Source organism: Clostridium sp. (assembly GCF_018372875.1).
Lineage (GTDB): Bacteria > Bacillota > Clostridia > Clostridiales > Clostridiaceae > Clostridium.
On the sequence record NZ_JAHAIF010000022.1, the window covers coordinates 1 to 25173 of the forward strand.

20 protein-coding genes are annotated in these 25173 nt (G+C 27.9%); all 20 read left to right on the forward strand.

The features are described 5' to 3' along the window. Positions 1 to 261: 261 nt before the first annotated feature. The 20 genes from KIB46_RS08890 to KIB46_RS08985 all read left to right on the forward strand — a co-directional run bounded on the left by KIB46_RS08890 (position 262) and on the right by KIB46_RS08985 (position 25080). Positions 262 to 915 carry a response regulator transcription factor gene (locus tag KIB46_RS08890; RefSeq protein ID WP_291671456.1) on the forward strand — a complete coding sequence of 218 codons (654 nt, stop codon included), beginning with the start codon at positions 262 to 264 and terminating at the stop codon, positions 913 to 915. A gap of 2 nt (positions 916 to 917) precedes the next feature. After that, positions 918 to 2342, forward strand: coding sequence for a HAMP domain-containing sensor histidine kinase (locus KIB46_RS08895; protein ID WP_291671457.1), 1425 nt, complete (start codon positions 918 to 920; stop codon positions 2340 to 2342). Beyond that, on the forward strand, positions 2320 to 3009 hold the full coding sequence (locus KIB46_RS08900) for a hypothetical protein (RefSeq protein ID WP_291671458.1): 690 nt from the start codon (positions 2320 to 2322) through the stop codon (positions 3007 to 3009). Before KIB46_RS08895 ends, KIB46_RS08900 begins: the two co-directional genes overlap by 23 nt. 109 nt (positions 3010 to 3118) lie before the next feature. Beyond that, positions 3119 to 4486, forward strand: coding sequence for a hypothetical protein (locus KIB46_RS08905; RefSeq protein WP_291671459.1), 1368 nt, complete (start codon positions 3119 to 3121; stop codon positions 4484 to 4486). 15 nt (positions 4487 to 4501) lie between these two features. Continuing rightward, complete coding sequence (locus tag KIB46_RS08910; RefSeq protein WP_291671460.1) at positions 4502 to 5221, forward strand: ATP-binding cassette domain-containing protein; 720 nt, start codon at positions 4502 to 4504, stop codon at positions 5219 to 5221. A gap of 1 nt (position 5222) precedes the next feature. After that, positions 5223 to 7334 (forward strand): hypothetical protein, encoded by a 2112-nt coding sequence (locus KIB46_RS08915; RefSeq protein WP_291671461.1) that lies wholly within the window; start codon positions 5223 to 5225, stop codon positions 7332 to 7334. 238 nt (positions 7335 to 7572) lie between these two features. Continuing rightward, complete coding sequence (locus KIB46_RS08920) at positions 7573 to 9342, forward strand: erythromycin esterase family protein (protein ID WP_291671462.1); 1770 nt, start codon at positions 7573 to 7575, stop codon at positions 9340 to 9342. 404 nt (positions 9343 to 9746) lie between these two features. Next, the gene (locus KIB46_RS08925) at positions 9747 to 10244 is read left to right on the forward strand and encodes an Rpn family recombination-promoting nuclease/putative transposase (protein WP_291671463.1); all 498 of its coding nucleotides are present in this window, start codon (positions 9747 to 9749) and stop codon (positions 10242 to 10244) included. A gap of 715 nt (positions 10245 to 10959) precedes the next feature. After that, positions 10960 to 11637 carry an ABC transporter ATP-binding protein gene (locus tag KIB46_RS08930; protein ID WP_291671464.1) on the forward strand — a complete coding sequence of 226 codons (678 nt, stop codon included), beginning with the start codon at positions 10960 to 10962 and terminating at the stop codon, positions 11635 to 11637. Continuing rightward, positions 11637 to 14144 carry an ABC transporter permease gene (locus KIB46_RS08935; RefSeq protein ID WP_291671465.1) on the forward strand — a complete coding sequence of 836 codons (2508 nt, stop codon included), beginning with the start codon at positions 11637 to 11639 and terminating at the stop codon, positions 14142 to 14144. Before KIB46_RS08930 ends, KIB46_RS08935 begins: the two co-directional genes overlap by 1 nt. A 201-nt stretch (positions 14145 to 14345) precedes the next feature. Beyond that, positions 14346 to 14813: a PTS glucose transporter subunit IIA gene (locus tag KIB46_RS08940; RefSeq protein ID WP_291671466.1), complete on the forward strand. Its 468-nt coding sequence runs from the start codon at positions 14346 to 14348 to the stop codon at positions 14811 to 14813. Between the two features lie 11 nt (positions 14814 to 14824). Further along, on the forward strand, positions 14825 to 15673 hold the full coding sequence (locus KIB46_RS08945; RefSeq protein WP_291671467.1) for a PRD domain-containing protein: 849 nt from the start codon (positions 14825 to 14827) through the stop codon (positions 15671 to 15673). Positions 15674 to 15794: 121 nt separating this feature from the next. Then, the gene (locus KIB46_RS08950) at positions 15795 to 17189 is read left to right on the forward strand and encodes a PTS transporter subunit EIIC (protein WP_291671468.1); all 1395 of its coding nucleotides are present in this window, start codon (positions 15795 to 15797) and stop codon (positions 17187 to 17189) included. A gap of 17 nt (positions 17190 to 17206) precedes the next feature. Beyond that, entirely contained in the window at positions 17207 to 18664 is a 1458-nt protein-coding gene (locus KIB46_RS08955; protein ID WP_291671469.1) for a family 1 glycosylhydrolase, read from the forward strand. A gap of 76 nt (positions 18665 to 18740) precedes the next feature. Beyond that, positions 18741 to 19637 carry a D-2-hydroxyacid dehydrogenase gene (locus tag KIB46_RS08960; RefSeq protein ID WP_291671470.1) on the forward strand — a complete coding sequence of 299 codons (897 nt, stop codon included), beginning with the start codon at positions 18741 to 18743 and terminating at the stop codon, positions 19635 to 19637. Next, a complete protein-coding gene (locus KIB46_RS08965; RefSeq protein WP_291671471.1) occupies positions 19634 to 20374 on the forward strand; it encodes a glucosamine-6-phosphate deaminase in 741 nt (246 codons plus the stop codon). Before KIB46_RS08960 ends, KIB46_RS08965 begins: the two co-directional genes overlap by 4 nt. A gap of 141 nt (positions 20375 to 20515) precedes the next feature. Next, positions 20516 to 21187, forward strand: a complete 672-nt coding sequence (locus KIB46_RS08970) for a response regulator transcription factor (RefSeq protein ID WP_291671472.1) — start codon at positions 20516 to 20518, stop codon at positions 21185 to 21187. 4 nt (positions 21188 to 21191) lie between these two features. Then, a complete protein-coding gene (locus tag KIB46_RS08975; protein ID WP_291671473.1) occupies positions 21192 to 22211 on the forward strand; it encodes a HAMP domain-containing sensor histidine kinase in 1020 nt (339 codons plus the stop codon). 372 nt (positions 22212 to 22583) lie between these two features. Then, the gene (locus KIB46_RS08980) at positions 22584 to 23273 is read left to right on the forward strand and encodes a DUF1287 domain-containing protein (protein ID WP_291671474.1); all 690 of its coding nucleotides are present in this window, start codon (positions 22584 to 22586) and stop codon (positions 23271 to 23273) included. Positions 23274 to 23286: 13 nt separating this feature from the next. Further along, the gene (locus KIB46_RS08985) at positions 23287 to 25080 is read left to right on the forward strand and encodes a hypothetical protein (protein WP_291671475.1); all 1794 of its coding nucleotides are present in this window, start codon (positions 23287 to 23289) and stop codon (positions 25078 to 25080) included. The last annotated feature ends 93 nt before the right edge of the window (positions 25081 to 25173 follow it).

The following is a 25173-nucleotide window of genomic DNA, read 5'->3' on the forward strand; positions in this document are numbered from 1 at the left end:
TTTTCATATTAATATTATACGAAAAGAAGAGAATTCAAATTCATGAATTCTCTTCTTTCTTTTTATCGGATTGTATCAAATTTATTTTGATACAGCCCCATTTTTATTTGTATAAATAAAAAATGAAGAATTTAATTGAGAAATTTACGTTATTCATTAACATTAAGTAAAATTAATTAGATGGGTTACCAATGATACAATCTAGATACATTTCATGATATAATTTAACTCATATTATGTTAAGTAAAAAGGTGGGAGACAATGCCTAATATATTAATTGTAGAAGATGAAATTGCAATTGCTGAATTATTGCAGCTTGGATTAATAGGAGCTGGAAATAGTGCAGAATACGTACTTAATGGTAGGGAGGCAGCAGATAAAATAGAGGTATTTGATTATGATTTGATTCTATTAGATATTATGATACCAGAAATAGATGGATATGAATTAATGGAGTATATATATACAATAAATATTCCAGTTATTTTTATCACAGCAAAGGGATCATTACAAGATAAAATTAAGGGGTTAAGAATGGGGGCAGATGATTATATAGTAAAGCCATTTGAACTAGACGAGGTAGTAGCTAGGGTAGAGTCAGTACTTAGACGATATGGAAAAAGTAATAGTCGTATATATTTTAATGATATTGAAGTAAATACAAATGGAAGAACTGTTATTAAAGCTGGAATAGAAGTAGTTTTAACTCCAAAAGAATATGAATTACTACTTATATTAATTCAAAATAGGGATGTTTTAATGTATAGAGAAGAGCTATTTGAAAAGGTTTGGCAAAGGGAGTTTACAGGTGATTCTCGTACCTTAGATTTACATATTCAAAGATTACGTAAAAAGCTAAAGGATAAAGAATTGATTAAATCAGTTTATGGTATTGGGTATATGATGAAGGGATAGTTATGAAGTTTGCAACTAAAGTAATATTAGGAACAACAATAATAATAAGTATTTTATTTTCAATTGGAGCTTCTATTATGATTAGAAAAAACTTTCAGGTTTTTTATGAGTCCTCAGTGGAACAGAGTATAAAACAACATGTTTTATATAGATATTCAGTTGAGTCAAATATTAGAAATACATTAGAAAATAATAACAAATTAACTAAGGATATTATTTTAAGACATATAGATAGGTTAGTATCCTATGGTGATAAGTCTGAGCTTATGAGTGTAATTTGGAATGATGATTTTGTTTATTCAAATATAGATAATTTATTAATAGATGAAGAGGTAAAGAATTATTATAATAACAGCAATGAATCCTATTTAGTTAAAGAAATAGGAGATTCTATGTACATGTATTTAGCAAGTGAAATTAATGTATCAAATGAAAAGATTATTCTATTAAATGCCTATGATATTACATCAAGTTTTTTAGATAGAAGTAGGCAAAATAAGTATTACATAAAGTGGTTTTTAATAATAGTTTTAATTTACATAGTTACAGTTAGCCTATTTATAAAAATTTTAATAGAGCCAATAAAAAAACTAAATGAAACTAGTAAAAGAGTATCAAAGGGAAATTATAAAGAACGTACTAAAATAAAAACTTCTGATGAAATTGGAGAATTGAGTAGAACCTTTGATATGATGGCTGATTCAATTGAGGAACATATAAGTAAACTAGAAAAGGATGTAAAGGATAGGGAGGAATTTATTTCTGATTTTTCCCATGAATTAAAAACACCTATGACTTCAATGAGTGGCTATTCTAAGTTATTAATGAAGGGGAACTGTAGTGAGGAAATTCAAAGGAAGTCTGCAAAATATATCTATTCAGAATGTAAAAGATTAGAGATATTATCTAAAAAATTATTAATGCTAATGGAAATAACTGAGGTACCAATTGAATTAGTAAGTATTTCTACAGAGTGGCTAAAGGAAAGGCTTTTAGATGTAATGGAGCCTTCATTGGAAAAGAAAAATCTACAGTGGATTAATAATTGGGATTCTTGTTATATAAAAGGAGATCCTCAATTAATAATAGCTTTGTTAAGAAATTTAATTGAAAATGGAATTAAAGCAAGTGAAGAAAATATTTATATATGTGTTCAGGGAAAGAAGAAGGGAAGTTTATATGAAATATCAGTTACTGATAAGGGCTGTGGAATAGATAAAAGTGAAATTCAAAAAATAAAGAATCACTTTTACATGATAGATAAATCAAGATCTAAAACCCAAGGTAGCTCAGGATTAGGCTTATCTATTTGTGATAAAATTGCTAAAGCCCATAATACAGAACTTAGTATTATAAGTAGTCTTGGAGAGGGTACAAGGGTATCAATAGAATTGGAGGTAGAAAATGAAGAAGAAATTATATATTAGTTCTGGAATTATTATTAGTTTTATTCTTTTATTATCTTTACCATCAATTATTGCTGAATTAGATAAAAGAAGTTTATCAAAAAACCATAAAATTGAGTCCATGAATTTTACATTAGAAAGTGAAGCAAAGGATATACCTTTAATAAATAGAATTTATAAGATTAATGATTTTATGAGTAATGCTAATAAACCCATAAGTAATGATAATGAACCTGTAAGTTCAGAAATAATACTGGAGGCTAGTGAAGAGGAAAAAATAGTAATATTAAATGAAGTTGATGAATTAATAGATAAAGAAATTTTAGTTAGAAATGAAGATGTTAATATTAGAAATGATGTTGATAAAGTCTATGCTAAGGTTATTTCATCAGGAATAATTTCAAATTTAAAGGAATACATAATAAATATGAAAAATCAAGATATAAGACTTTGGTGGGATTTAGAAAGTGAGAAGATTTTATTTATAGAAATTAGAGGCAAAGGATTTTTAAAATTAAATCCTAATAAGGAGAAAGCATTAATAGGTTTTCTATCATATCTAAACCTAGATTTGCTTGAAGGTTGGACTATACAAGGAAATTTAGCAGAGTCTAGTAAGGTAAATTTAAGTATTAATATAGAATCAATAGAAGAAGTAACGGAATATTTATCAGTAAAAGTAAAATAATTAAATAGTAATTTATTAAAGAAACAATGTAGATACAATCCTATGTTATTATTGACGCAGTCGATGATGACATAGGATTTTTTTATTTTAAAGAAGGAAGGAAATATATATGAAAATAAAAAAGATTTTTAATTTATTAATTAGTGCAATTGTAATATCTAATGTGTTAACTGCTTGTTCTAACACTCATATCTCCAATAAAGAAGAAAGTAATGAGCAAGCAATAATGGAAGAAGCTCAAGAAAATATACAAGGTAAAGATATTAAAATGCTACATAATAATAATTTTGGATTAGCTTGTGGAAGTAAGGAGGGATATTATTCAATTTATAGTAATGAAGATGGAATGACAAATATAATGTATGTTGATTATAAAACGAAAAAGCAGATATATTTATGTGATAAATCAGAATGTAATCATGATAATGAGAAGTGTACATCATTTATTGATTTTAAATACGCTGCTATGGAAAAGATGCTCTTATGTGACGATAAATATTTATATTTAATTACTTCAGAATATAACAATACAAATGGGATTAGTACATCTATAAGTTATGGGGAGTTTGGAGCAACAAATGAAGATCAGCCAACAACTATATATAGAATGAACTTAGATGGTTCAAATAAAAAATTGTTAGCAACTTTAAATACTGGTGAATCATTATCAAATAGTTTTTTTACTGATGGAAATTATATTTATGGAATTGCTATGAAAAATAGTACTGTAATTTTAGATGATAATAGTAGTTATGCTGATAGCGATAGTTGTAGATTAATTGGAATTTCTAATGATAATGGAGAGGTGAAAGAAATTTCAAAGTGGGATTCTAATTGGAGCATATTAGGAACATTTAATAACAAAGTAATTGTTAAACAGTTAAAATTCAATAAAGAATTAACTGTAGAAGATAAAATTGATGAAGAAAAGTACAAAGAGCTATTAAGTAATGCAGATGATGTTATAGTAGCTTTTGATATTAAGACAAGAGAGTTTGAACATTTAATTTCTAATAAATCAAGTAATGATTATTATTACAATATGTATGGAAAAGATATATTTTATTATTCATACAATGGGAATAAGATTATGAACTTTGACTTAAATACTAAAGAAGAATATGTATTTTTAGAAAGTAAGTATTCTAATATACAACAGATTTATGATGGATATATTATTTCAAGTGATTGGAGTGATGATAATAATGGCGCATATCTTATTAATATAGATAATAAGAGTATTAATGATTTTAAGCTAATAAAAAATAATGGATTTCCTGTTAATATCATAGCAGAATCTAAAGATTTATTTTTTGTTGAAAGTAATTGTGACATAGAAAGTGAATATGTAGAGTGGGCAGGTATAACACAAGAGGTTGAGACAAATAGACAATACTCTTTGATTTCTAAAGAAGATTTTTTCAATGGTAATAAAAATTATGAAAATGTAAAACTACTGGTTGAAGAGCTTAATTAAAATAAGGAGTTAGATATGTTAGAAATAAAGGAAGTATATAAGACATATGGGAAAAAGGTTGCATTAGATAATATATCTATAAAGCTAGATTATGGAGTGTATGGATTGCTTGGACCTAATGGGGCAGGAAAGTCGACACTTATGAATATTATCACAGATAACATTGATATGAATAAAGGTGAAATTTTATATAATGGAAATAATGTTAAAAGCTTAGGGAAAGATTTTTTAAAGGACATAGGATTTGCACCACAGCAACAAGGGTTATATGAAGAGTTTACTGGAAGAAGATTTTTAGCTTATATGGGTACATTAAAAGGAATATCAAAGAAAATTTTGAAAGAAGAAATTGAAAGGGTAGCTAAAGATGTTAATTTATTAAATGAGCTAGATAAAAAAATAGGGGGTTACTCTGGGGGCATGAAACAGAGAATTTTAATAGCTCAAGCTATTATGGGTAGTCCTAAAATACTTATTATGGATGAGCCAACAGCAGGATTAGATCCAAAAGAAAGAGTAAGAGTAAGAGAATTATTATTTAGTATATCTAAAGAAAAAATAATTTTGGTTGCAACTCATGTGGTGTCAGATATTCAGTCTATTTCAAAGGAAATAATCATCATTAAGGATGGAAAAATTGTAGAAGTTGGTACATCAGAAAAATTAATAGATAAATATGCTGCTAACGGAACTTTAGAAGATGTTTATATGAAGATATTTGATGGAGGGAAATAAAATGACAGCTTTTATTGAACTTTTTAAGCATGAGTTTATGAAGGTTTGGAAAAATAAAAAATTCATTGCCTTCTTCATCGTTATGTTTATCTTAAATATAGGCATGCTATGGTATTCAACACTAGAAAATGATTATAAGCCAAGCCTTTCTTCTTATAGAAAACTAGAGGATAAATTAAATGGATTTAATGATAATGAGAAGTTAGATTATGTGGAGCGCTATTATAACGGATTAACAGAAGAAAGTAACTTTGAATTTACTGATAGCTATGAAAAGGAAAAAACTTTATTAAAAGAAGTACTTAATGAATTGAAAATAGTATGTGGATACAATGAGTTTTTACATAAAACCCAAGTGGAAGGTGAGAATATATCAGATATTTCAATATTTAATTCTTCATCTGGAAATAACTATTCTAATAAGAATATTGAAAAAACAGTTAAAGATTACAGTGAATTGCAAGGAATAGAACCAAATTTCCAAAGTGGAAAGTGGATTGAGGTTGCAACAGAATTTTATATTACAGATATTTTAATTATTTTAATGGTATGTCTAATTATATATATAAGTATATTTTACGAAAAGGAAAAGAATCTCCATGCAGTAATACGAGTTAGTAAATATGGAAAATTACATACTGCTATATGCAAGTTAATGGCTTTTCAATTATCATGTATCATTATTACAGTAATATTTTATGGAGGAAATCTTGTATATTCTTTTGTGAATTTATCTATTCCTAATTTAAGCTATACAATACAAAGCATTGCTATTTTTTCAACTACAACTTTAAAAATATCCATTAGTATTTATTTGTTGATATTTTTAATTAGCAAGGCAATAGTATTTATTATAATAGGAAATATTATGTTACTAATTGCAATAATGTCATGCTATATATTTATTCCATACATAAGTATTGGATTTATAATGGTAGCAAGTTATACTATGTGGAAAGTAATTATTCCAACATCTAAATATGCAATTTTTAAGTATTTAAATTTGGTGGGATTATTAGATATAAATAAAGTTTTTGGTGAATATTTAAATATAAATATATTAAATGCGCCAATTAATCTTTATAAACTTTGGTTAATATTTGTTATAGCATTTTTAGCTCTTATTAACATAGCAATTGTTATAGCTTACTGCAGAATAAAAAAAATAAGCGTAAGATCCATAAATTTTAAAAGGAAGAAGTTTTCACCTCATACGAGTCTATTTAAACATGAATTATATAAAATTTTAATAATGAAAAAAGGAATATTAATCATTGTATTATTTATTATGGCAACAGCTTATTTATATACTAATAATAGTTATTATATATCTGGTGGGGAATTAAAATACAATCAGTATATGAAAAAGCTAGAAGGTAAGCTCACTAGTGAAAAAGAAGAATTTCTATATAAAGAAAAAGAAAAGTTTGAAAATGCAGAAAAGAAGGTAGAGGAGATTGATAAATCACTAAGAGATAAAGAAATAACTATGATGCAAGCTAATGCTATGAAGGAAGAGTATAATAAAATACTAAGCAATTACAATACTTTTCAAAAAGTTTGGGAAAAATATGAATTCATAAAAAAACATGAAGGAAGTGAATTTGTATATGACTCTGCTTATAAAATGTTATTCAATTATAATGATAATATCTTCAAAATAGCAGCTATATTATATTTTACAGTAATAATATTTGTTTTATCTGTAGTATTTCCTATGGAATATAGTAATTCACAGTATAGGGTATTAAACACAACACTACTTGGTAAAAAAAATATTGAAAAGATGAAAATAGTCATAAGCAGTGTACTAGCTATAATTATAATGGGTATATCAATAGGTGTAAGATATATATATATTTCAAGATATTATGAATTTTCAAATATAAGTGCAAAAGCTATTAGTGTATTTGGAGCTGACTTTTGGGGTGCACAAATGCCGATATACTTAGTTCTTATAATAGCTATTGGAGTTCTTTTATTATTAAGTTTAATATTTATGTCAATTATTCTTTTAGTGTCTAAAAAGGTAAAGAACAGTGTATATACTGTAGTTATAGTTTGCGTAATAATAGCAATAAGTAGAATTATATTTCAATTTGGTGGATATTAAAGGTAGCGCTTTGCCTCCACCATAAAAACCACTAAAATCTAAAGTTCTAGATTTTAGTGGTTTTATTTTTACTGTCTAGGAAAGTTAAAAGTTCAATTAACTGTAAATAATATAATTCACCACCATATTTTATATATAATGTAAAATATAGTAAAATAATATTAATGGAGTTAGGTAGAAATGTGATTTGATCTTAGATTACATGGGAAATTAATATTATTTAAAAGGGGAGATTGCAATGAACGGGGTTAAAAAAGGTGTGTTACTTGTTTGTGCATTATTACTAATTTTAGTATTTTCAACTAGTATAGCTAGGGCTAATGATGGAAGCTATGAGAGTCTTAAGGGATCAAACCCGGAAGAATCTTATGAAGATTTGATGTTTTTAAAGGATGAGTTAAAAGGTAAAACTGTTATTGGAGTTGGTGAGGCTACCCATGGGACAGGAAGTTTTTTTCAGTTTAAGGACAGGCTGTTTAGATTTTTAGTTGAGGAAATGGGCTTTAGAGCATTTGCAATTGAGGTACCAATGAGCTTCTGTGATGTGATAAACAAGTATGTACAAACTGGAGAGGGAAATATTGAGAGTTTAATTGAGGTTAATACATCAGTATTTGCAACAAAGGAGCTACTTGAATTAGTTAAATGGATGAGAGAATACAATAAAACTGCAACGGATTCGGAAAAAGTTAGGTTTTATGGCTTTGATGTTCAGGACACTTACAGAGGTTATTTACCTTTTGAGGATTATTATAAAAGTATTAACAGTGGATATTTTGAAGAAGTAACTGCAATTAAAGAAAATGATTTTAATTTGTTTTCAAAGGTTTTGGATGATTTAAAAACAAATAAAGATGAATATATTAAGGCATCTTCACCTAAAGAATATGATTTTATAGAAAAGCTTGCCTACAATAAAAAGCTATCAAATATGATTAATATTTCTTATAGAGATGAGGAAATGAAAAATAATATTTTGTGGCTTCAAAACTATGAAAGGAAATATTACAACAATGATAAAGTAATGCTTTGGGCACATAATAGCCATATTACAAAGGAAGAAAATACAGTTTATTACATGGGAAATCTTCTTTCAAAGGAGCTTGGAAATCATTATTATGCAATTGGATTTGATTTTTACTCTGGAAGGTTTAATACTGCTGATAATAGTAGAAAACCTGTTGGGCTTGGAGTAACACAAAGTAATGAGAATGTTTTTAGTGGAAAGATTCATAGTATTTTCCCAGATGAGGAGATGATTTATTTTAAAGTTGATAAAGCTATAAATGATCCCAAAATTAAGGACGTATTTACTGAAGAGGTTAATATGTATAATGTTGGGTGGAAAGAAATCTCAAGGATGAATTTCTTACATGGAAGTCCATGCAACATTAAAAATGCCTATGATGGAGTAGTGTATTTTAAAAATACATTTGAAAGTAACTATATCAGTTCTAATAGACAACCTAAAACATATAAAATGCTGGATGTTAATGAGAAAAGTATTTTACTTGATGAAAATACTTTGGTTTCAAAGATATTAAGCATGGTTTTTATGGTATTGGGATGCTATTTGAGTATTATTATATGGAAAAAATCATTTAAGGATAAGAGTTTAGATGGAGAGGAACTTAAGGGAAGGAAAATAATTGGACTCCTTATTATGTACTCTATTATTTCAGATCTTATATCAATAGCATTTGCAATGGTAGATGGGACAATAGTTCTTCTTATGATATTAGGAACAAGTTTGACATTTTTCGTTGGAATAAATGTTTTTAATAGAAAGAAATGGGCTAAGAATATATATTTAATTTATACCTTTATAAGCATAGTATTTTATATCTTTTTAATGGTACTAATATCAAAGTCAGGAGAGGCAGTAGAGAGTTCAGATAAGTGGGGAATGTATATTAGCATAATATCAGGGATTGCAACTATAATATTTTTAAGATTAAAGTGTGTAAGGAGTTATTTTAACTACTGTAATCCTAAAAAGATAAGCTAATAAAAATGCCAAGTTCTATATTAAAAGACTTTTCTATTAAATGTTATATATTAAGTCTAAATAAGTAGTAAAACCTTAGTTGGTTTTACTACTTATTTTTTATAAGAATAAAGAAAAACTTGAATTTGTAATATTATTGATTATGATGTGTGTAGAAAAATTTAATCTTTTTTTACTTATGATAAGGTAAAGCGTATCTGTGGAGAAACAAAATTATTAGAAAAAATAATTAAGGATTAGTATTTAATTGTTAAAGAACTTTCAACCTTATAAAATATATGTACAGTATAGGCATATAAAAATTAAAATCAAGTTTCTATTAAAGAAATTTTGCTTTAATGTTATAATAAAGTTGATAGAAAAGAATAATTTAACTAAAGATGAAAACAAGAGGTAAGTTATATATGAGAAAAGTTAAGCCTTTGTTAGAGTTTGAATTTTTAGGTACAGAAAATTATCAATCTTCATTTCATCTATGGGAGGATATAGAAAAGGACTATATGTTAACAGATGTTGTTGAGATTCACTTTTTAGAGTTACCGAAGTTTAGAAAGAAAAAAGATAAAGATTATAGAGAAAATGCCATAGAAAGATGGCTTATGTTTTTAGAAAAAGATACACCTGAAGCTACATTAAAGGAGTTTATGAGTTTGGATACAGAAATAGAAAAAGCTGAACAAAAAATCGAATACCTAAGTAGTGATGAGGAAACTATGAGGATTTATTACGAGAGAGAAAGATCATTACATGAAAGAGCTAATATGATTAGTTCAGCAGAGGAAAGGAAATCAATTGAAAATGCAATTAACTTCTTAAGGTTAGGAGTTGATATTGAAACAGTAGCTAAGGGTACTGGGATTTCAATAGAAAAGGTAAAAGAATTAAATAGAAATTTAGAATAGATAGGCTATAGCGGTCTATCTTATTTTTTTATAAAAACATAGTTGGAACTTGAATTTGAAAGAATGTTAATTATATTGTATATGAGAAAGTCTATAGTTTTTACTTATGGTGCTGTGAAACATATCATAAGTAACGAAGTTTAACCTTTCAAGGTAGTAAGATTAGATTAAGGAATTGCAAGGAGGATACAAACTATGGAATGGATTATAAAATCGTGGCAAAGGATGCATTGAAGGATGTGTAATAAAAACAATTCCTGTAAGTATGAAAAGGGAATTTTAGATGAAAATTACTATAGTGAAGTTTGAATTCCAGTAAAGAAAAAATAGATTTAATGAATTAGAAAAAATAAAATAGTGATATATTTATATATTGTTTTAAATATATAAAGAAACAAATATATAAATATAAAAATATATAGTAAACATGGGAGGTTGAAGGACCTTCTTAAGATAGGTTTTAAAGTTAAGAAACTAAATCCAGCAATGCGTAAGTTGCTGGATTTTATTTTTTAATTTAGATATTCATTTATAAATTGTAAAATGTTTAAATGTAATTGCTCTTAGAAATATGTTATCAAAGGGAACAAGCAAAATAAATATCCACTCCACCTTTTTTGTATAAGCTATAGAAAAATTATATATGTAAGAAAATCGTAAGAAGTTCTGTTTAAAATACAAATTATAGTAGAAAAATATTATGAGGTGATACAAAATGAGTATTTTAAAAACAGAAAACTTAGTGAAAATTTATGGAGAAGAGCCTAATAAAACTAGAGCTTTAGATAATGTAAGTATAGAAATAAATAATGGAGAATTTGTTGCTGTTATAGGAACATCAGGTAGTGGAAAATCCACTTTGTTAAATATGTTAGGAGGATTAGACACACCAACAAGTGGAGAAACAATTATAAATGGAAAAAAGATTAGCTCTATGAAAGATGAAGAACTTACAGTCTTTAGAAGAAGAAATATAGGTTTTATATTTCAAAATTATAACTTAGTACCAATATTAAATGTATATGAAAACATAGTACTTCCAATAGAATTGGATGGAGTAAAAATAGATAAAGAATATGTGGATTCAATAATTAACACATTAGGTTTAAGTGAAAAACTAACTAATATGCCTAATAATTTATCAGGAGGACAACAACAAAGGGTTGCAATAGCAAGGGCATTAGCTACAAAGCCAAGTATTATTTTAGCTGATGAACCAACAGGAAATCTTGATAGTAAAACTAGTATGGATGTTATAGGGCTTTTAAAAACAACTAGTAAAAAGTTTAATCAAACAATGATTATGATAACTCATAATGAAGAAATTGCTCAACTTGCAGATAGAATTATAAGAATTGAAGATGGAAAAGTTTTTGTAAGAGGTGGCAAGTAATGAAGTTTGAAAATAATAATAAGGAAATTATAAAAAGAATAACTAATCGTTCATTAAGAACAAATAAAGTAAGAAATATATTTGCAATACTTGCTATAATATTAACAACTTTTATGATGTCCTCAGTTTTTAGTATTGGAATAAGTTTTGTTAAAAACTATGGAATAATGAAGACTCGTTTAGCAGGAACAACAGCTAATATTTCACTGCAAAATCCAACAGAAGAACAAATAGCAAAAATTAAGACTTTAGACATATTTAAAAATACAGGATCAAAGATAAGTGTTGGAAATGTAAGTTTAGATATTTTAAGTGAAAATAAGACAAGTATACAATTAGAATATCATGATAAAGATAACTATGAAAAGCAATTAATACCTGCATTAGATGATATAAAAGGGAGTTATCCAACTAATTCAAATGATATTATGATATCAAGATTAGCATTGGAACTTCTTAAGAAAAGTGATGCAAATATTGGAGATAAAATAAGTATTCCATGTAAAATAAATAATGAGGTTATTGATAAAGAGTTTACTATAAGTGGCATATTTACATCTTATGGATTAGCAGAAGATACAGGCTATATTTATGTTTCTGAAAGTTTTATTAAAGAAAATAATTTATCACTAAAAAATAACGGATTATTTTCAATGACTGTAAAGAACAAATATAAATATTCAGCAGAAGATATATTAAAAAGTGAAGTTAATCTTGAAAAAAATCAAAAGTTTAATTATTCATATGTGGTAGAAGATACTTCAGATATTGCTATTAGTACTGCTATTGTAGTTTTTATAATTATTGCATTTATAATTGAAAGTGGATACCTATTAATTTATAACGTTTTATATATAGCTGTAACTAAGGATATTAATTTTTATGGAAGATTAAAAACTTTAGGAGCATCTCCAAAGCAGATTAAAAGGATAGTAAAAGGACAAGCTTTGAAGCTTTCTATAATTGGAATTCCAATAGGATTAGCATTAGGAGCAATAGTTTCATTTGGTGTAGTACCGGTAGTTTTAGGTATGTTTTTTGAAGGAGCTTCTGCAACAGCAATGCCTAGTGATGTATCATTTAGCCCAGTAATATTTATATTAGCAGCATCATTTTCTTTAATAACAGTATTAGTAAGCTGTAGAAAACCAGCTAAAATAGCTAGTAGCATTTCTCCAATTGAAGCTATGAGATATACAGGAAGTACATCAAAAAAACAAAAGAAAAACAGAAATACAACTAATGGTGGTAAGCTTTATAAAATGGCTTGGTATAATGTTTTTAGAGATAAAAAAAGAGCTATACTAGTATTTTTATCATTATTTATGGGAATCGTTACTTTCTTAAGTGTTAATACATTTATTGATAGTATAAAGGTTGAAAATTATATAAATAAGTATGTTCCTAATGATTTTGAACTTCAAAATATAGGTGCAGTAAAAGGAAAAATGAATAATGATATTTTGAATAATATTAGTAACATTACTGGTGTGGAAAGTATAGATACTTTTAAATTAAGTACTCTTAGATTAACTATGAATGATGAAGTATTATTACCTGCCCTAAAAGAAAGTTATAGTAGATTTGGATTAGGTGATGAAGAACTTAATAGTTTTATTGAGAATTCAAAAATCAATCCAGAATTTATGAATGCTAGTATAATTGGAATTAGTGATAGTACTATTGAAAAAATATATAAGAAAAACAAAGAAAAATTTGATTTAGAAGCTTTTAAGGAAGGTAAACTAATTCTTGTAGATAACTGGTATTATGGAGATAATTATAAGAATATAAAGGGTAAGCAAAAAATCACCAATCCTACTACTAATAAATCATTAGAATATGATGTCAAAGTAGTGGATTTAGATACAAAAATACCATCAGGGTTAGAAGCTCCAGTAGGTATACCAACAATTTGTATTAGTGAATCAGCTTTAGAAAATATAGATAGTAATTCTGCAAATTATCTTTCCTATATAAATGTAGAAGAAAAGTATGAATCTAAAATTAAAGCATATTTAGAAGATTTAGCAAAGAGGCAAGGATTAAATTTAGAAGCTAAAACAACTAAAACTGAAGAATTTAAGAAAACATCAATGGTGCAAAGAGTTCTTGGTGGAGGAGTATCTTTAATTTTAATATTAATAGGGGTATTAAATTTTGTTAATGTTATGATAACAGGAATTAATATAAGATTAAAAGAGCTTGCTATAATGGAAAGTATAGGAATGACTAAGAAGCAAATTAAAAAGATGCTTGTGTTTGAAGGAGTATATTATGCAGGAATAACAACATTATTAATTTGTACTTTAGGAACTGGCATTATATTTGGAATATCAGCATTAGCTCAAAATATGGCGGATTATGCAGTGTTTACATTCCCAGGAGTACCACTTATATTTTTAACAATTATAATATTTATTATATGTTTGGTAACTCCATCAATAGTATTTAAAGCATGTTCAAAGCAAAGTGTAACTGAAAGAATTAGAGAAATAGAAGAATAAAGAAGATGTGGCAAGTAGTATGGCTTGTCACATTCTATTATCACAAAAAAATATTTAAAAAACGTTGACATCGGTTACATTATAGGTATATAATGAACTCACAAAAGAATATTAGGGTCGTTACTCTTTGAGGCGTCACCAAAACATTTATGTTATAGGTGTGCTTTGAGGAGTTTTTTTATTTTATTGGAGGCGAAAATTATGTTTGAATTTTTAAAGAAAGAAAGTAATGAAATTGTTGCACCAATTTCAGGGACATGCATTAAAATTGAAGAAACACCGGATAAAGTGTTTTCATCAAAAATGATGGGAGATGGATTTGCAATTATTCCATCTAGTGATTTAGTATGTGCACCAATTGATGGAACTATTGAGATGATTGCATCTACTAAACATGCTTTTGGAATAAAAAATAAAAAAGATATAGAAATATTAGTACATATAGGGTTAGATACTGTTGACTTAGAAGGAAAAGGTTTTGAGGTATTAGTGTCTACTGGGACAAAAGTAAAGAGAGGGACTCCTATTATTAAATTTGATAGTTCCTTTATGAAAGAAAATAATAAAGATATGACAACCATGGTTATATTTACTAGTGATTATGATAAACCTATTTGTTTGGAGGCAAATGGAAAAGAAATAAATAAAGGAGATGTTCTTATCCCTTAGAGGAGGTTTATATGAAAGTAATAAAGAAGATAAATAATAATATTGCAGTTGCTGTAGATGGAAACAATCGTGAAGTTATTATTTTTGGAAAAGGAATTGGCTTTCATGAGATGCCTTATGAGCTTACAGACTTGAATAAGATTGAAAGATCATTTTATAACATTAACGAAAAGTATTATGGATTATTGAATGAAATTCCAGAGAATATTTTTATGTTAACAGCGAAATTAGTTGATATGATAAAAAATAATATAAATGAAGAGTTGAATCCAAATCTTATTTTTACGTTAGCAGATCATATTAACTTTGCTATACAAAGAGATAGACAGAAGCTTAATTTATCTATTCAATATTCTTACGAGCTAGAATATGAGTATCCTGAAATAGTAAGAATTTCAAAGTTGATTGTACAAACTATAAATTTAGATATGAATACAAATTTGGCGAAAGGTGAAATATCTAGTATTGCCATGCATATTATTAATGCATTAAAAGGAAAAGAAATATCAGATGATTTAAAAGTGGATGTTTTAGAAAGAAAAGTTTCACGAATAATTAAGGATATTACAACGATTGTTGAACAACATTTTTGTATAAAAATTGATAAGAAAAGTTTCAATTATTTTCGATTTAAAAATCATATAAAATATTTTGTTCAAAGAAAAGAAGAACATAAATTGTTCAATGAAAGTAACAAGGAACTTTTTGAAGGTATGAAAGTTAAATATAAAGATTCGTATGAATGTGTAAAAAAGATTGATGATTATATTAGTAAAATTTATGGAGAATCTTGTACAAAAGAAGAATTGCTATATATTATGATTCATATAAATTGTTTACAGGTAAAAGAAGTAAAGTGAATTTAAATTAGACTCAAACACATTTTAATAAAAATAATGTGTAAATATACATTGAGTAATTGGGAAAGTCATAAATAAAGCGCGCGTATATTTTATGATACCAATTTAGAAAGGAGAAAAAATGAGAAAATATACAAATATGGCTGAATCAATTTTAAAAGAAATTGGTGGCAAAGAAAATATATCAACAGTGGTTCATTGTATGACTCGTCTTCGTTTTACTTTAAAGGATGAAAGCTTACTAGACAAGAATGCAATTGAAGATATTCCAGGAGTATTAGGTACAATGTTGCAAAATGGGCAATTCCAAATTATTATTGGACAAACAGTACCTGATGTTTATGAAGAGGTTTGTAAACAGGCAGAGATTGAAAAATTACCAAGTATTGATGAAAACTTGGATATGAACGAAGGAAAGAAGAAATTCCAATTTGGTGTGATTTTTGAAGTTATTAGCGGAGTATTTGCTCCAGTAGTGTCAGCTTTTGCTGGAGCAGGTATTATAAAAGGTATATTAACTTTATGTTCAAATTATGGGTGGATTGATAAATCTGGTGGCGTGTATTTGATTTTGAATGCAGCTGGAGATGCAACATTTTATTTCTTGCCATTCTTATTAGCGTATACATGTGCAAAACGTTTCAAAACTAATGAAATTCTATCTTTGATTATTGCGGGTATATATATGTATCCAACAGTTATCGATGGAGCTGGAACACAAATAAATGTATGTGGGTTGAATGTTTATTTAGTTAAATATGCCTCTACAGTCATTCCAATCATGTTATCTGTCTGGGTGATGAGTTATCTGTATAAATGTCTATCAAAACATACGCCAAGTTTCTTACGTGTTGTTGTTGTTCCAATTGGTGTATTGATTGTTATGGCTCCATTAAGTTTGATTGTATTTGGTCCAATAGGATATAACGTGGGTATTTATGTGGGAGAATTCTTTAAATGGTTATTTGATGTTACTCCTTGGTTAGGTGGATTTGTTGATGGTGCAACTCGTCCATTAGTTATATTTACTGGTACTCATATGACATTAAGTCCAATTATGATCAATAATATTGAAACATTGGGATATGATATGTTAGGACCTGTACACTGTGTTGCGACAGTTTCGGCTGCAGGTATGTGTTTTGGTGCATTCTTACGTGCAAAAAAGGAAAACAATAAGACATCTATACTTTCATCATTTATTTCAGCAAGTATTGGTATTACTGAGCCAGCATTATATGGTGTTGCTTTCCGCTTTAAAAAGCCATTAATTGCATTAATGATTGGTGGAGGAGTATCTGGTGCAATTGTTGCAGCTTTAGGGGCAAAAGCAGTTAGTTTCGCTATGCCAGCATTGATTTCTCTTCCTGTATATGGTGATAGTATTCCAGTTGTTTTGCTTTGTAGTGCAATTGGTTTTGTATTAACAGCGGTTTTAACTTATATGTTAGGATTTGATGAAGATATAAAAAAAGATAAAAGAGCTATTGAGGCTGAAAAGAAAAATATAATTTAGAAAATGGAGATGAGTTTATGAAAAGAGGTTTTCCTGAAGGATTTTTATGGGGTGGTGCAACAGCAGCTTCTCAAGTTGAAGGTGGATGGAATGAAGGTGGAAAGGGGTTAGATACTCAAGATTGTCGTCCTTCGTATCCATATTTGACAAGGGAGCAAAAAAATAGTTGGGAATATAAGCAGATGACAGTAAAGAAATTTGAAGAAGCTATTGCCTGCAAAGAAATTGGAAATTATCCTTTTAGATTTGGTAGTGATCAATATCATCATTACAAGGAAGATATTGCTTTGTTTGCAGAAATGGGCATGAAGATATATCGTTTATCAATTAGTTGGGCACGTATATATCCAAATGGAGATGATGAAAAGCCTAATCAAGAAGGAATTCAATATTATAAAAATGTATTTAATGAATGTAAAAAATATGGGATTAAAGTATTTGTTACAATGCTTCATTATGCAGTTCCAGTTAATTTAGTTGATAAATATGGTGGATGGAAAAATAGGAAGATGATAGATTTCTATCTAAAGTATGCAAAGACATTATTTGAAAACTTTAAAGATGATGTAGATTACTGGTTACCATTTAATGAAATAAATGCAGGACGTTTTAATCCATATAATGGTGTAGCCCTAATTAAGGAGCAGGAAGAGAATTATGATCAAGCAGTCTATCAGGCACTCCATCATCAATTTATTGCAAATGCACTTACTGTAAAAATGGGTCATGAAATGATTCCAGGAAGTAAGTTTGGCTGTATGATAGCTCGTTTCTGTCATTATGGTGCAACATGTAATCCTGCTGACCAATTGACATTGATGCATGACGAACAGTTTACTAATTGGTTCTATACAGATGTTATGGCTAGAGGTGAATATCCTAAATATATTGAACGTCATTTTGAAGAAAGAAATGTTAAGATTCATTTTGAGCCAGGTGATGAAGAGATTATAAAATCTTATCCAGTAGATTTTATATCTTTCTCTTACTATTTTACTCAAGTTTCAACAGCAAGCGATGATTGGGCTAAAACAGATGGTAACCTTGTTATTGCTAACAAAAATCCATACCTTGAAAGTAGTGAGTGGGGATGGCAAAAGGATGCTACTGGATTAAGAATTACATTAAATCAATTGTATGATAGATATAAAAAACCTTTATTTGTTGCTGAAAATGGTTTGGGTGCAGTGGACAAAGTTGAAGAAGACGGTTTCATTCATGATAATTATCGTATTGAATATCTAAAAGATCATGTTAAAGCAATGAAAGATGCTATCGAAGATGGTGTTGATCTTTTTGGATATACAATGTGGGGAATTATTGACCTAGTAAGTTGTGGTTCTATCGAAATGAGCAAACGATACGGTGTGATTTATGTAGATGCTGACGATGAAGGACATGGTACTTTTGATAGAAAGAAAAAAGATAGTTTTTACTGGTATAAAGAATGTATTGAAAAGAATGGTGATATATAAAATGTTTTTTTGGAATAGAATTCAATTTATAGCTAACAAAACTCTATAAGTATGTAAAAGGGTGTGAAAGTAGAAGATGAAGATAGTTGTCAAAAAAGATTATGTTTTAAAACCATTAAAAGAAGCTTTTTCTGAAATAGACATTGTTAATTGTGATGAGGATGGTGAGATATTGATAACAGATCCTGAGAACTGTCAAAAGTCTTATCTAGACAGGATGCCTTCTCTACAATGGATTCAAATCCCACGAGCAGGATATGATGCAGTTGATATGGATTATATACGTAATCGAAAAATAAAACTGACTTCTGCAAGAGGCCTGTATTCTATTCCAATTGCTGAGGATATTATATGTAAAATTTTCATGTATACAAATTCAACTGTAAAAACTATGAAACGACAGTATCATCATGAGTTTCAGCGTAATACAGATAGATTTTGTCTTGCTAATATGGTCGTTGGTTTTTTTGGAACTGGTTCAATCGCAAGAGAAACGGCAAAACGACTTTATCCATTTGGATGCAGAATTATAGGATATAAAAGAAAACATATCGATTATATTAAATATTTTGATAAATTATATTTTGATGATGATTTTATAGTATTTCTAAATCAGTGTGATATTGTTGTTTTAACAAGCGAATTGAACAAGCAAACTTATCACAAAATCAACGAGCAGACCATTTCACATATGAAATATGGAAGTGCAATTATCAATGTTTCAAGAGGTGCAGTCATTGATGAAAAAGCACTAATAAAAGGTCTGAATGAAGGGGATATAAGCTTTGCCGGACTAGATGTTTTTGAAACTGAACCATTGCCTGAGAATCATCCATTATGGGATATGGACAATGTTGTCATAACATCACATTGTGCTGGAACTTGTAAAGAGAATCATGCTGTATTTACCAATTTAGTTATAGAAAACATAAAGAATTTTATTAATGGCAAGGAGTTGAATAATTTAATATGAAAATTATAAGAAATAAAGATTATGAAAGTATGAGTAAAATGGCTGCAATGATGGTTTGCTCAGAAATAGTAGAAGGAGTTTTTAAAAGAAAGAATGTAGCTATCACAGCAGGGTCTACACCTAAATTGATGTATGAATATTTGGAAAAACTTTTAAAGGATATTCCAATTTGTAATACTCATTATTATAATTTTGATGAAATTCCAATGAAGAATGCAGAAGGGGTGACTATAAGAGAACTTAGAAAGCTATATTTTAGTCCTTGTGATATTCCTAATGAGAATATACACATTTTCAATGAAGAAAACTATGAAAACTATGATTCAGTAATTTCTAAAGATGGTGGAATCGATTTTCTTATTATGGGTCTAGGAACGGATGGACATTTCTGTGGAAATCTATCTGGAACGTTAAAGTCTTTTGATGAAGGATGCCATTCTGTTAGTAATACACTTAATAAGAAGTTAGAAGAAAGAATTGCCTTCTTATGTCAAGGAAAAGAAAATATGACTGATTACTATGTGACATTTGGACCTAAGACTGTGATGAATTGTAAAAGGCTGGTTATGATTGTAAGTGGTAAAGATAAAGCAGATATTTTGCATAAGGTTTTACTAGGTCCAATTAATATTAATGTACCAAGTAGCATATTCCAGTTACATCCTGATTTTACTGTTATTGCAGATGAAGAAGCTCTATCTTCTTTCACAGAAGAAGAATTACAAGCTATATTATAATTATATAAATAAAGATGAAATGTGTATGAATTAATTTAATAATTGTTCATACACATTTTTGTTTTAAGTAAGTATTGACCTAAGTTAAATATAGGATGTATGGTATAAATGTAAGTGTATGCCAAAGGGGGAAGATAATATATGGCAAAAGTTTTAATAATTGAAGATGATAAAGCACTTAATAAAGGAGTAGCTTTTGCTTTAAAAAGGGAAGGTTATGAAATTTTATCTGCTTATAATAAAACTGAAGGAAAGCAAATGATATTAAATAATAAAATAGATTTTTTACTTTTAGACATAAACTTACCAGATGGAAATGGGTTAGATTTATGCAAGGAAATTAGAGAATATGTGAAGTTTCCTATAGTATTTTTTACTGCAAATGATACAGAAGAGGATATGGTAAAGGGGTATGAAGTTGGTTGTGATGATTATATATCCAAGCCATTTTCAGTAGAATTATTAAAATATAAGGTAAATGCTATTCTTAAAATAAATAGCAATAATAAAAATACTTTTCAGCATAAAGGGTTAATAATAGATTTTGATAAGATGATTGTTTCTGTAAATGATAATAAAATTAACTTAACAGCAACAGAATATAAGCTATTAGAGATCCTTGTCAAAAATAGAGGTAAAGTTGTAACAAAGGAAATCCTTTTAGAAAAACTTTGGGATAGCAATGGAAACTTCGTTGATGAAAATACATTAAGTGTGAATATAAGAAGGCTTAGAAAGAAGATTGAAGAAGATCCTAAAAATCCACGATATATAGAGACCGTATTTGGTATTGGATATACCTTAGGAGAATAATTTTATGAGTATTAAGTTTGATAAAGTAAATAATATATTAAGTAAAATTATTATAGTATCAGCAATTATATTCAATGTTTATATATATGTGATATCAGAAAGTAGAGAGGTGTTTTTTGCTACCTTAATATTTTCAGTATTTATAATTTCTTCTTTTTTTATTTATAAAATAGTTTATAAAAAGCATATGGAAAGTATATTTATAGAACTCTCTGACATGCTACAAACCATTATAGATATGAAGGATAAGGAAGTATTCTCAAGCATTGAAGATACCTTGTTTTCTAAGCTTCAATATCAAACTATAAAATTAACTACTATACTAAAGAATAAAAACAGTGAAATTGAAGAGGAAAGAAATGAAATACAAAAGTTAATTTCAGATATAGCACATCAACTAAAAACTCCATTAACTAATTTGAAAATGTATGGTGAGTTTTTACAGGATGAGTCATTAAGTAAAGAAGAAAGAAAAGAGTTTTATGACATTGTTATGAGCTCTTTAAATAGGTTAAGCTTTTTGGTTGAAAGCATGATAAAAATATCTAGATTGGAAAGTGGAGTAATAAATTTAAGGTATACTGTTAGCCAATTAAATGACACCCTATTAATGGCTATAAATGAGATTCAAAGCAAGGCAAAAGCTAAAAATATTGAAATAACATTAGATGAAGTTAATAAAGTTACAATTAATCATGATAAGAATTGGATAAAGGAAGGAATTTTTAATATTTTAGAAAATGCAGTTAAGTATAGTAGTGAAAATGGCAAAATAGATGTAAAGATTGAAAGTTATGAAATGTTTGTTAGAGTTGATATTAAGGATGATGGTATTGGAATAAAAGAAGATGACATGGCTAAAATATTTAGTAGGTTTTATAGAGGGGAAAATGTTGGGGATGCTGACGGAATAGGAATTGGTTTATATTTAACTAGAGAAATAGTAAGTAAACATGGTGGATATATTAAAGTGAAATCACATAATGAGGGTTCTATATTTTCTATCTTTTTACCTAATAAATAATTAATAAGGACTAAGTTAAATATATTGGTCTTTTTTTTACTGTCTAGGAAAATATAAAATTTCAATTAGCTATAAATCAAAGGTATTATTACATTTTCATAACCTTAAGTAAGAAGGGAATAGATATTTATTTTTCTGTGACTTGGAGCTTGCGACGGAACACGAAAAATAGATATCTATGGACTATGCGACGGAACAAGCAAAATAAATATCCACTCCACCTTTTTTTATACAAACCACAGGGAAATTATATATATAAAGAAAAATAAGTAAATTATTATGATTGAGAAGAAGGAATGCAAAAGAGTTTTATAGAATTTAAAAAGTTATAGTAAAAGTTCAAGTCTAGAAGGAGTTTTGGGTGAATTTATGATGAATAGGGAAAAGAAAATAATAATAACTTTAATTACAATGTTTGTAGTGACTACAGCAACTGTTTTAGTTCTTAAGAAGTTTAAGCCAGAGGTTGCAGAAAAGATTGAGCCAATTGTGAATAAGATAGAGGTCCCAGAAGAATATTCAAGAGCTGATAGAAATAATAATGGGGTTCCAGATCCAATTGATATTTCAAATAACTTAGAAAAGCAGCTAGAATCAAATACAAAATATGTGGATGCCTATTATGTAGGGGGATATCCACCAGAGGATGAGGGAGTTTGTACTGATGTTATATGGAGAGCTTTTTCTTCAATAGATATAAATTTAAAGGACTTAGTAGATAAGGATATTAAAAATAATATAGATGATTATTGGAGAATAGAGGGCAAGGCAGATCCTCATATTGATTTTAGAAGAGTACCTAATTTAATGGTGTATTTTGATAAATATTGTGAGACCTTAACAAGTGAAGTAATACCAGAGAATGTTGATAATTTAAAACAATGGCAGCCTGGGGATATTATTTTATTTCTTGAGCCTTATCAACATGTTGGCATGGTAACAAATGAGAGAGATAGCGATGGGGTGCCTTTTGTAGTTCATAATTCTAGACCAAGCATAAAGAAGGGAAAGTTAAGCTGGTTTAGTGATTATAAGTTATATCATTATAGGTGGAAGTACTAAAAGGGGTGAGAAAATGAATAGATTTTCAAATTTATCAGAAGATGAAATTAAAGAGAAGTTCAGACAGTTTAGTGAAGAGCCTAGAGGACCAAAAGTAAGAAAATTTATCTATGATATTTTATTGAAAAATCCAATAAATAGGGAAGAGTTTGATTTTAAGAAAAACTTAAATTTAGATGTAGAGAAAATTAAGACTGCTAACAACTCGGGCCATAAAAATCAGAGCATAGCTTCAGACTTTTTTATTTATGGATTAGTGGCACATATTTTTGGCGATGAAAAAACTTATATAGAACTATTAAGTAGCGACGAGTTTCAAAATGGAATATTTGATACTGATATGAATAAAAATGAGAAGTGGTGTAAAGAACTTACTAGTTTTTATGGAATAATTAGATATGATATTGCCACAATAAAAATACATGAGATTATGGTTTTAAGAAAATACAATAAGCCAATTTATACTGTGGTAACAAGAGATAGAGAAGCTATGAGTAAAAATGAAATAAGAACCTTTAAATGGGATTATTGTAGCATGGATGAATTCATATATTCAGTATTATGTGATTTATACGTAACTAAAAGAGTAGGACGCTATTACAAAAAAAATGATGAGTTTTTACTAAAGATGTATTATTCATTGTATCTTTACTTAACAGAGGATGAAAATAAGGAAGAGTATAAAAAGTTGGCCTTAAATTATGCACAAAAAGCTATTGAAAGTGATTATTTTAATGTGGTTTTTGATTTTATAATGTTAGTGGATTTATCAATAACTTTTCCAGAGGTTTTTGGTGACATCATAGACAAGCCTCATAAAATAGTTAAAGCAGATGAAAGTCTTTTAGATTTTAATAAGGTAAGAGCAGTAACCCCTTTATCTAATGAGGAAAAAGATTTAATTAAAAACTTAAAGGATGATGACATTAGAATTCTTATGGAAAAGCCTAAGAAATTAAAAAATAAGAAAGATTTTATAAACAACCTAGTGGTATTAAAGCATAATGCAGAAATTTATCTTTCTAAAAATAGAGAAAAGATAGAGAGGGCAGATGACTTTTCACAGTACTTATCAGAGTTAAATACTTTATTCTATATTCAAAATGAGTTGAAAAATGATGATAAGCTTAAAGAAATATTAGAGGATTCAGAAAATATAGCATTACAATTTAGAGAATTTGTTGAGAAAAAAACAAGCGAATATGATGAGGATGAAGAAGAAATTGGTTTCCTTACATTAGGATATAGATTATTTGAGCTTGCTCTTATGTTTGATTTAATGAAGGATGATGAAAAGTCTAAATATTACTTTAAAGAAAGTTCTAGATATCTTAAGGGTGAGGTAGAAGAAAAGTATTTTGAAACTCCAAGAGAAAGTGATGGATGTTCAAATAGTTTCTTGAAAAATGCCTATGCTCACATAATGACTGGAGATATAGATAACTTTAAAGCTGCTTTATATATAAACCCTGATATTGACTATATTGAAGATGATGAGGAGCTTTTAGAATATGAGGTAACAGACCCAATGGTACTTTCAGTATATGAGGATACAAATATAAAAGAACTTCTTAAAACTGTGAAGGACATGTTGAGAGTGGACAAAGCCTACGGAAGAGAAGTAAGTAGACAAAAGGAAATATATGAAGTATTAAATAAGATGGTAAAACTTGAAAAGTCTAAAGATAAAGAAAAAGCTAAAGAAGCAATAAACAAGAAACTAGATAAAGTATATAACTCAATAGTATCAATAAATAGCTATCTTGAGATGTATCCTATGTATGTAGGTTTAAAAAAGTTTATATAGTTAATTTTTTTAGGGCTGATTTTTGTATTGTACAGAAGTCAGCTTTTTAATTTTCCTTTTACAACTAGTCTGATAAAAATATATAATAATATA

Excerpts from the sequence above, each read along its gene's own strand:
- KIB46_RS08890 (WP_291671456.1), top strand. The coding sequence starts at position 262 with ATGCCTAATATATTAATTGTAGAAGATGAAATTGCAATTGCTGAATTA.
- KIB46_RS08895 (WP_291671457.1), top strand. The coding sequence starts at position 918 with ATGAAGTTTGCAACTAAAGTAATATTAGGAACAACAATAATAATAAGT.
- KIB46_RS08900 (WP_291671458.1), top strand. The coding sequence starts at position 2,320 with ATGAAGAAGAAATTATATATTAGTTCTGGAATTATTATTAGTTTTATT.
- KIB46_RS08905 (WP_291671459.1), top strand. The coding sequence starts at position 3,119 with ATGAAAATAAAAAAGATTTTTAATTTATTAATTAGTGCAATTGTAATA.
- KIB46_RS08910 (WP_291671460.1), top strand. The coding sequence starts at position 4,502 with ATGTTAGAAATAAAGGAAGTATATAAGACATATGGGAAAAAGGTTGCA.
- KIB46_RS08915 (WP_291671461.1), top strand. The coding sequence starts at position 5,223 with ATGACAGCTTTTATTGAACTTTTTAAGCATGAGTTTATGAAGGTTTGG.
- KIB46_RS08920 (WP_291671462.1), top strand. The coding sequence starts at position 7,573 with ATGAACGGGGTTAAAAAAGGTGTGTTACTTGTTTGTGCATTATTACTA.
- KIB46_RS08925 (WP_291671463.1), top strand. The coding sequence starts at position 9,747 with ATGAGAAAAGTTAAGCCTTTGTTAGAGTTTGAATTTTTAGGTACAGAA.
- KIB46_RS08930 (WP_291671464.1), top strand. The coding sequence starts at position 10,960 with ATGAGTATTTTAAAAACAGAAAACTTAGTGAAAATTTATGGAGAAGAG.
- KIB46_RS08935 (WP_291671465.1), top strand. The coding sequence starts at position 11,637 with ATGAAGTTTGAAAATAATAATAAGGAAATTATAAAAAGAATAACTAAT.
- KIB46_RS08940 (WP_291671466.1), top strand. The coding sequence starts at position 14,346 with ATGTTTGAATTTTTAAAGAAAGAAAGTAATGAAATTGTTGCACCAATT.
- KIB46_RS08945 (WP_291671467.1), top strand. The coding sequence starts at position 14,825 with ATGAAAGTAATAAAGAAGATAAATAATAATATTGCAGTTGCTGTAGAT.
- KIB46_RS08950 (WP_291671468.1), top strand. The coding sequence starts at position 15,795 with ATGAGAAAATATACAAATATGGCTGAATCAATTTTAAAAGAAATTGGT.
- KIB46_RS08955 (WP_291671469.1), top strand. The coding sequence starts at position 17,207 with ATGAAAAGAGGTTTTCCTGAAGGATTTTTATGGGGTGGTGCAACAGCA.
- KIB46_RS08960 (WP_291671470.1), top strand. The coding sequence starts at position 18,741 with ATGAAGATAGTTGTCAAAAAAGATTATGTTTTAAAACCATTAAAAGAA.
- KIB46_RS08965 (WP_291671471.1), top strand. The coding sequence starts at position 19,634 with ATGAAAATTATAAGAAATAAAGATTATGAAAGTATGAGTAAAATGGCT.
- KIB46_RS08970 (WP_291671472.1), top strand. The coding sequence starts at position 20,516 with ATGGCAAAAGTTTTAATAATTGAAGATGATAAAGCACTTAATAAAGGA.
- KIB46_RS08975 (WP_291671473.1), top strand. The coding sequence starts at position 21,192 with ATGAGTATTAAGTTTGATAAAGTAAATAATATATTAAGTAAAATTATT.
- KIB46_RS08980 (WP_291671474.1), top strand. The coding sequence starts at position 22,584 with ATGAATAGGGAAAAGAAAATAATAATAACTTTAATTACAATGTTTGTA.
- KIB46_RS08985 (WP_291671475.1), top strand. The coding sequence starts at position 23,287 with ATGAATAGATTTTCAAATTTATCAGAAGATGAAATTAAAGAGAAGTTC.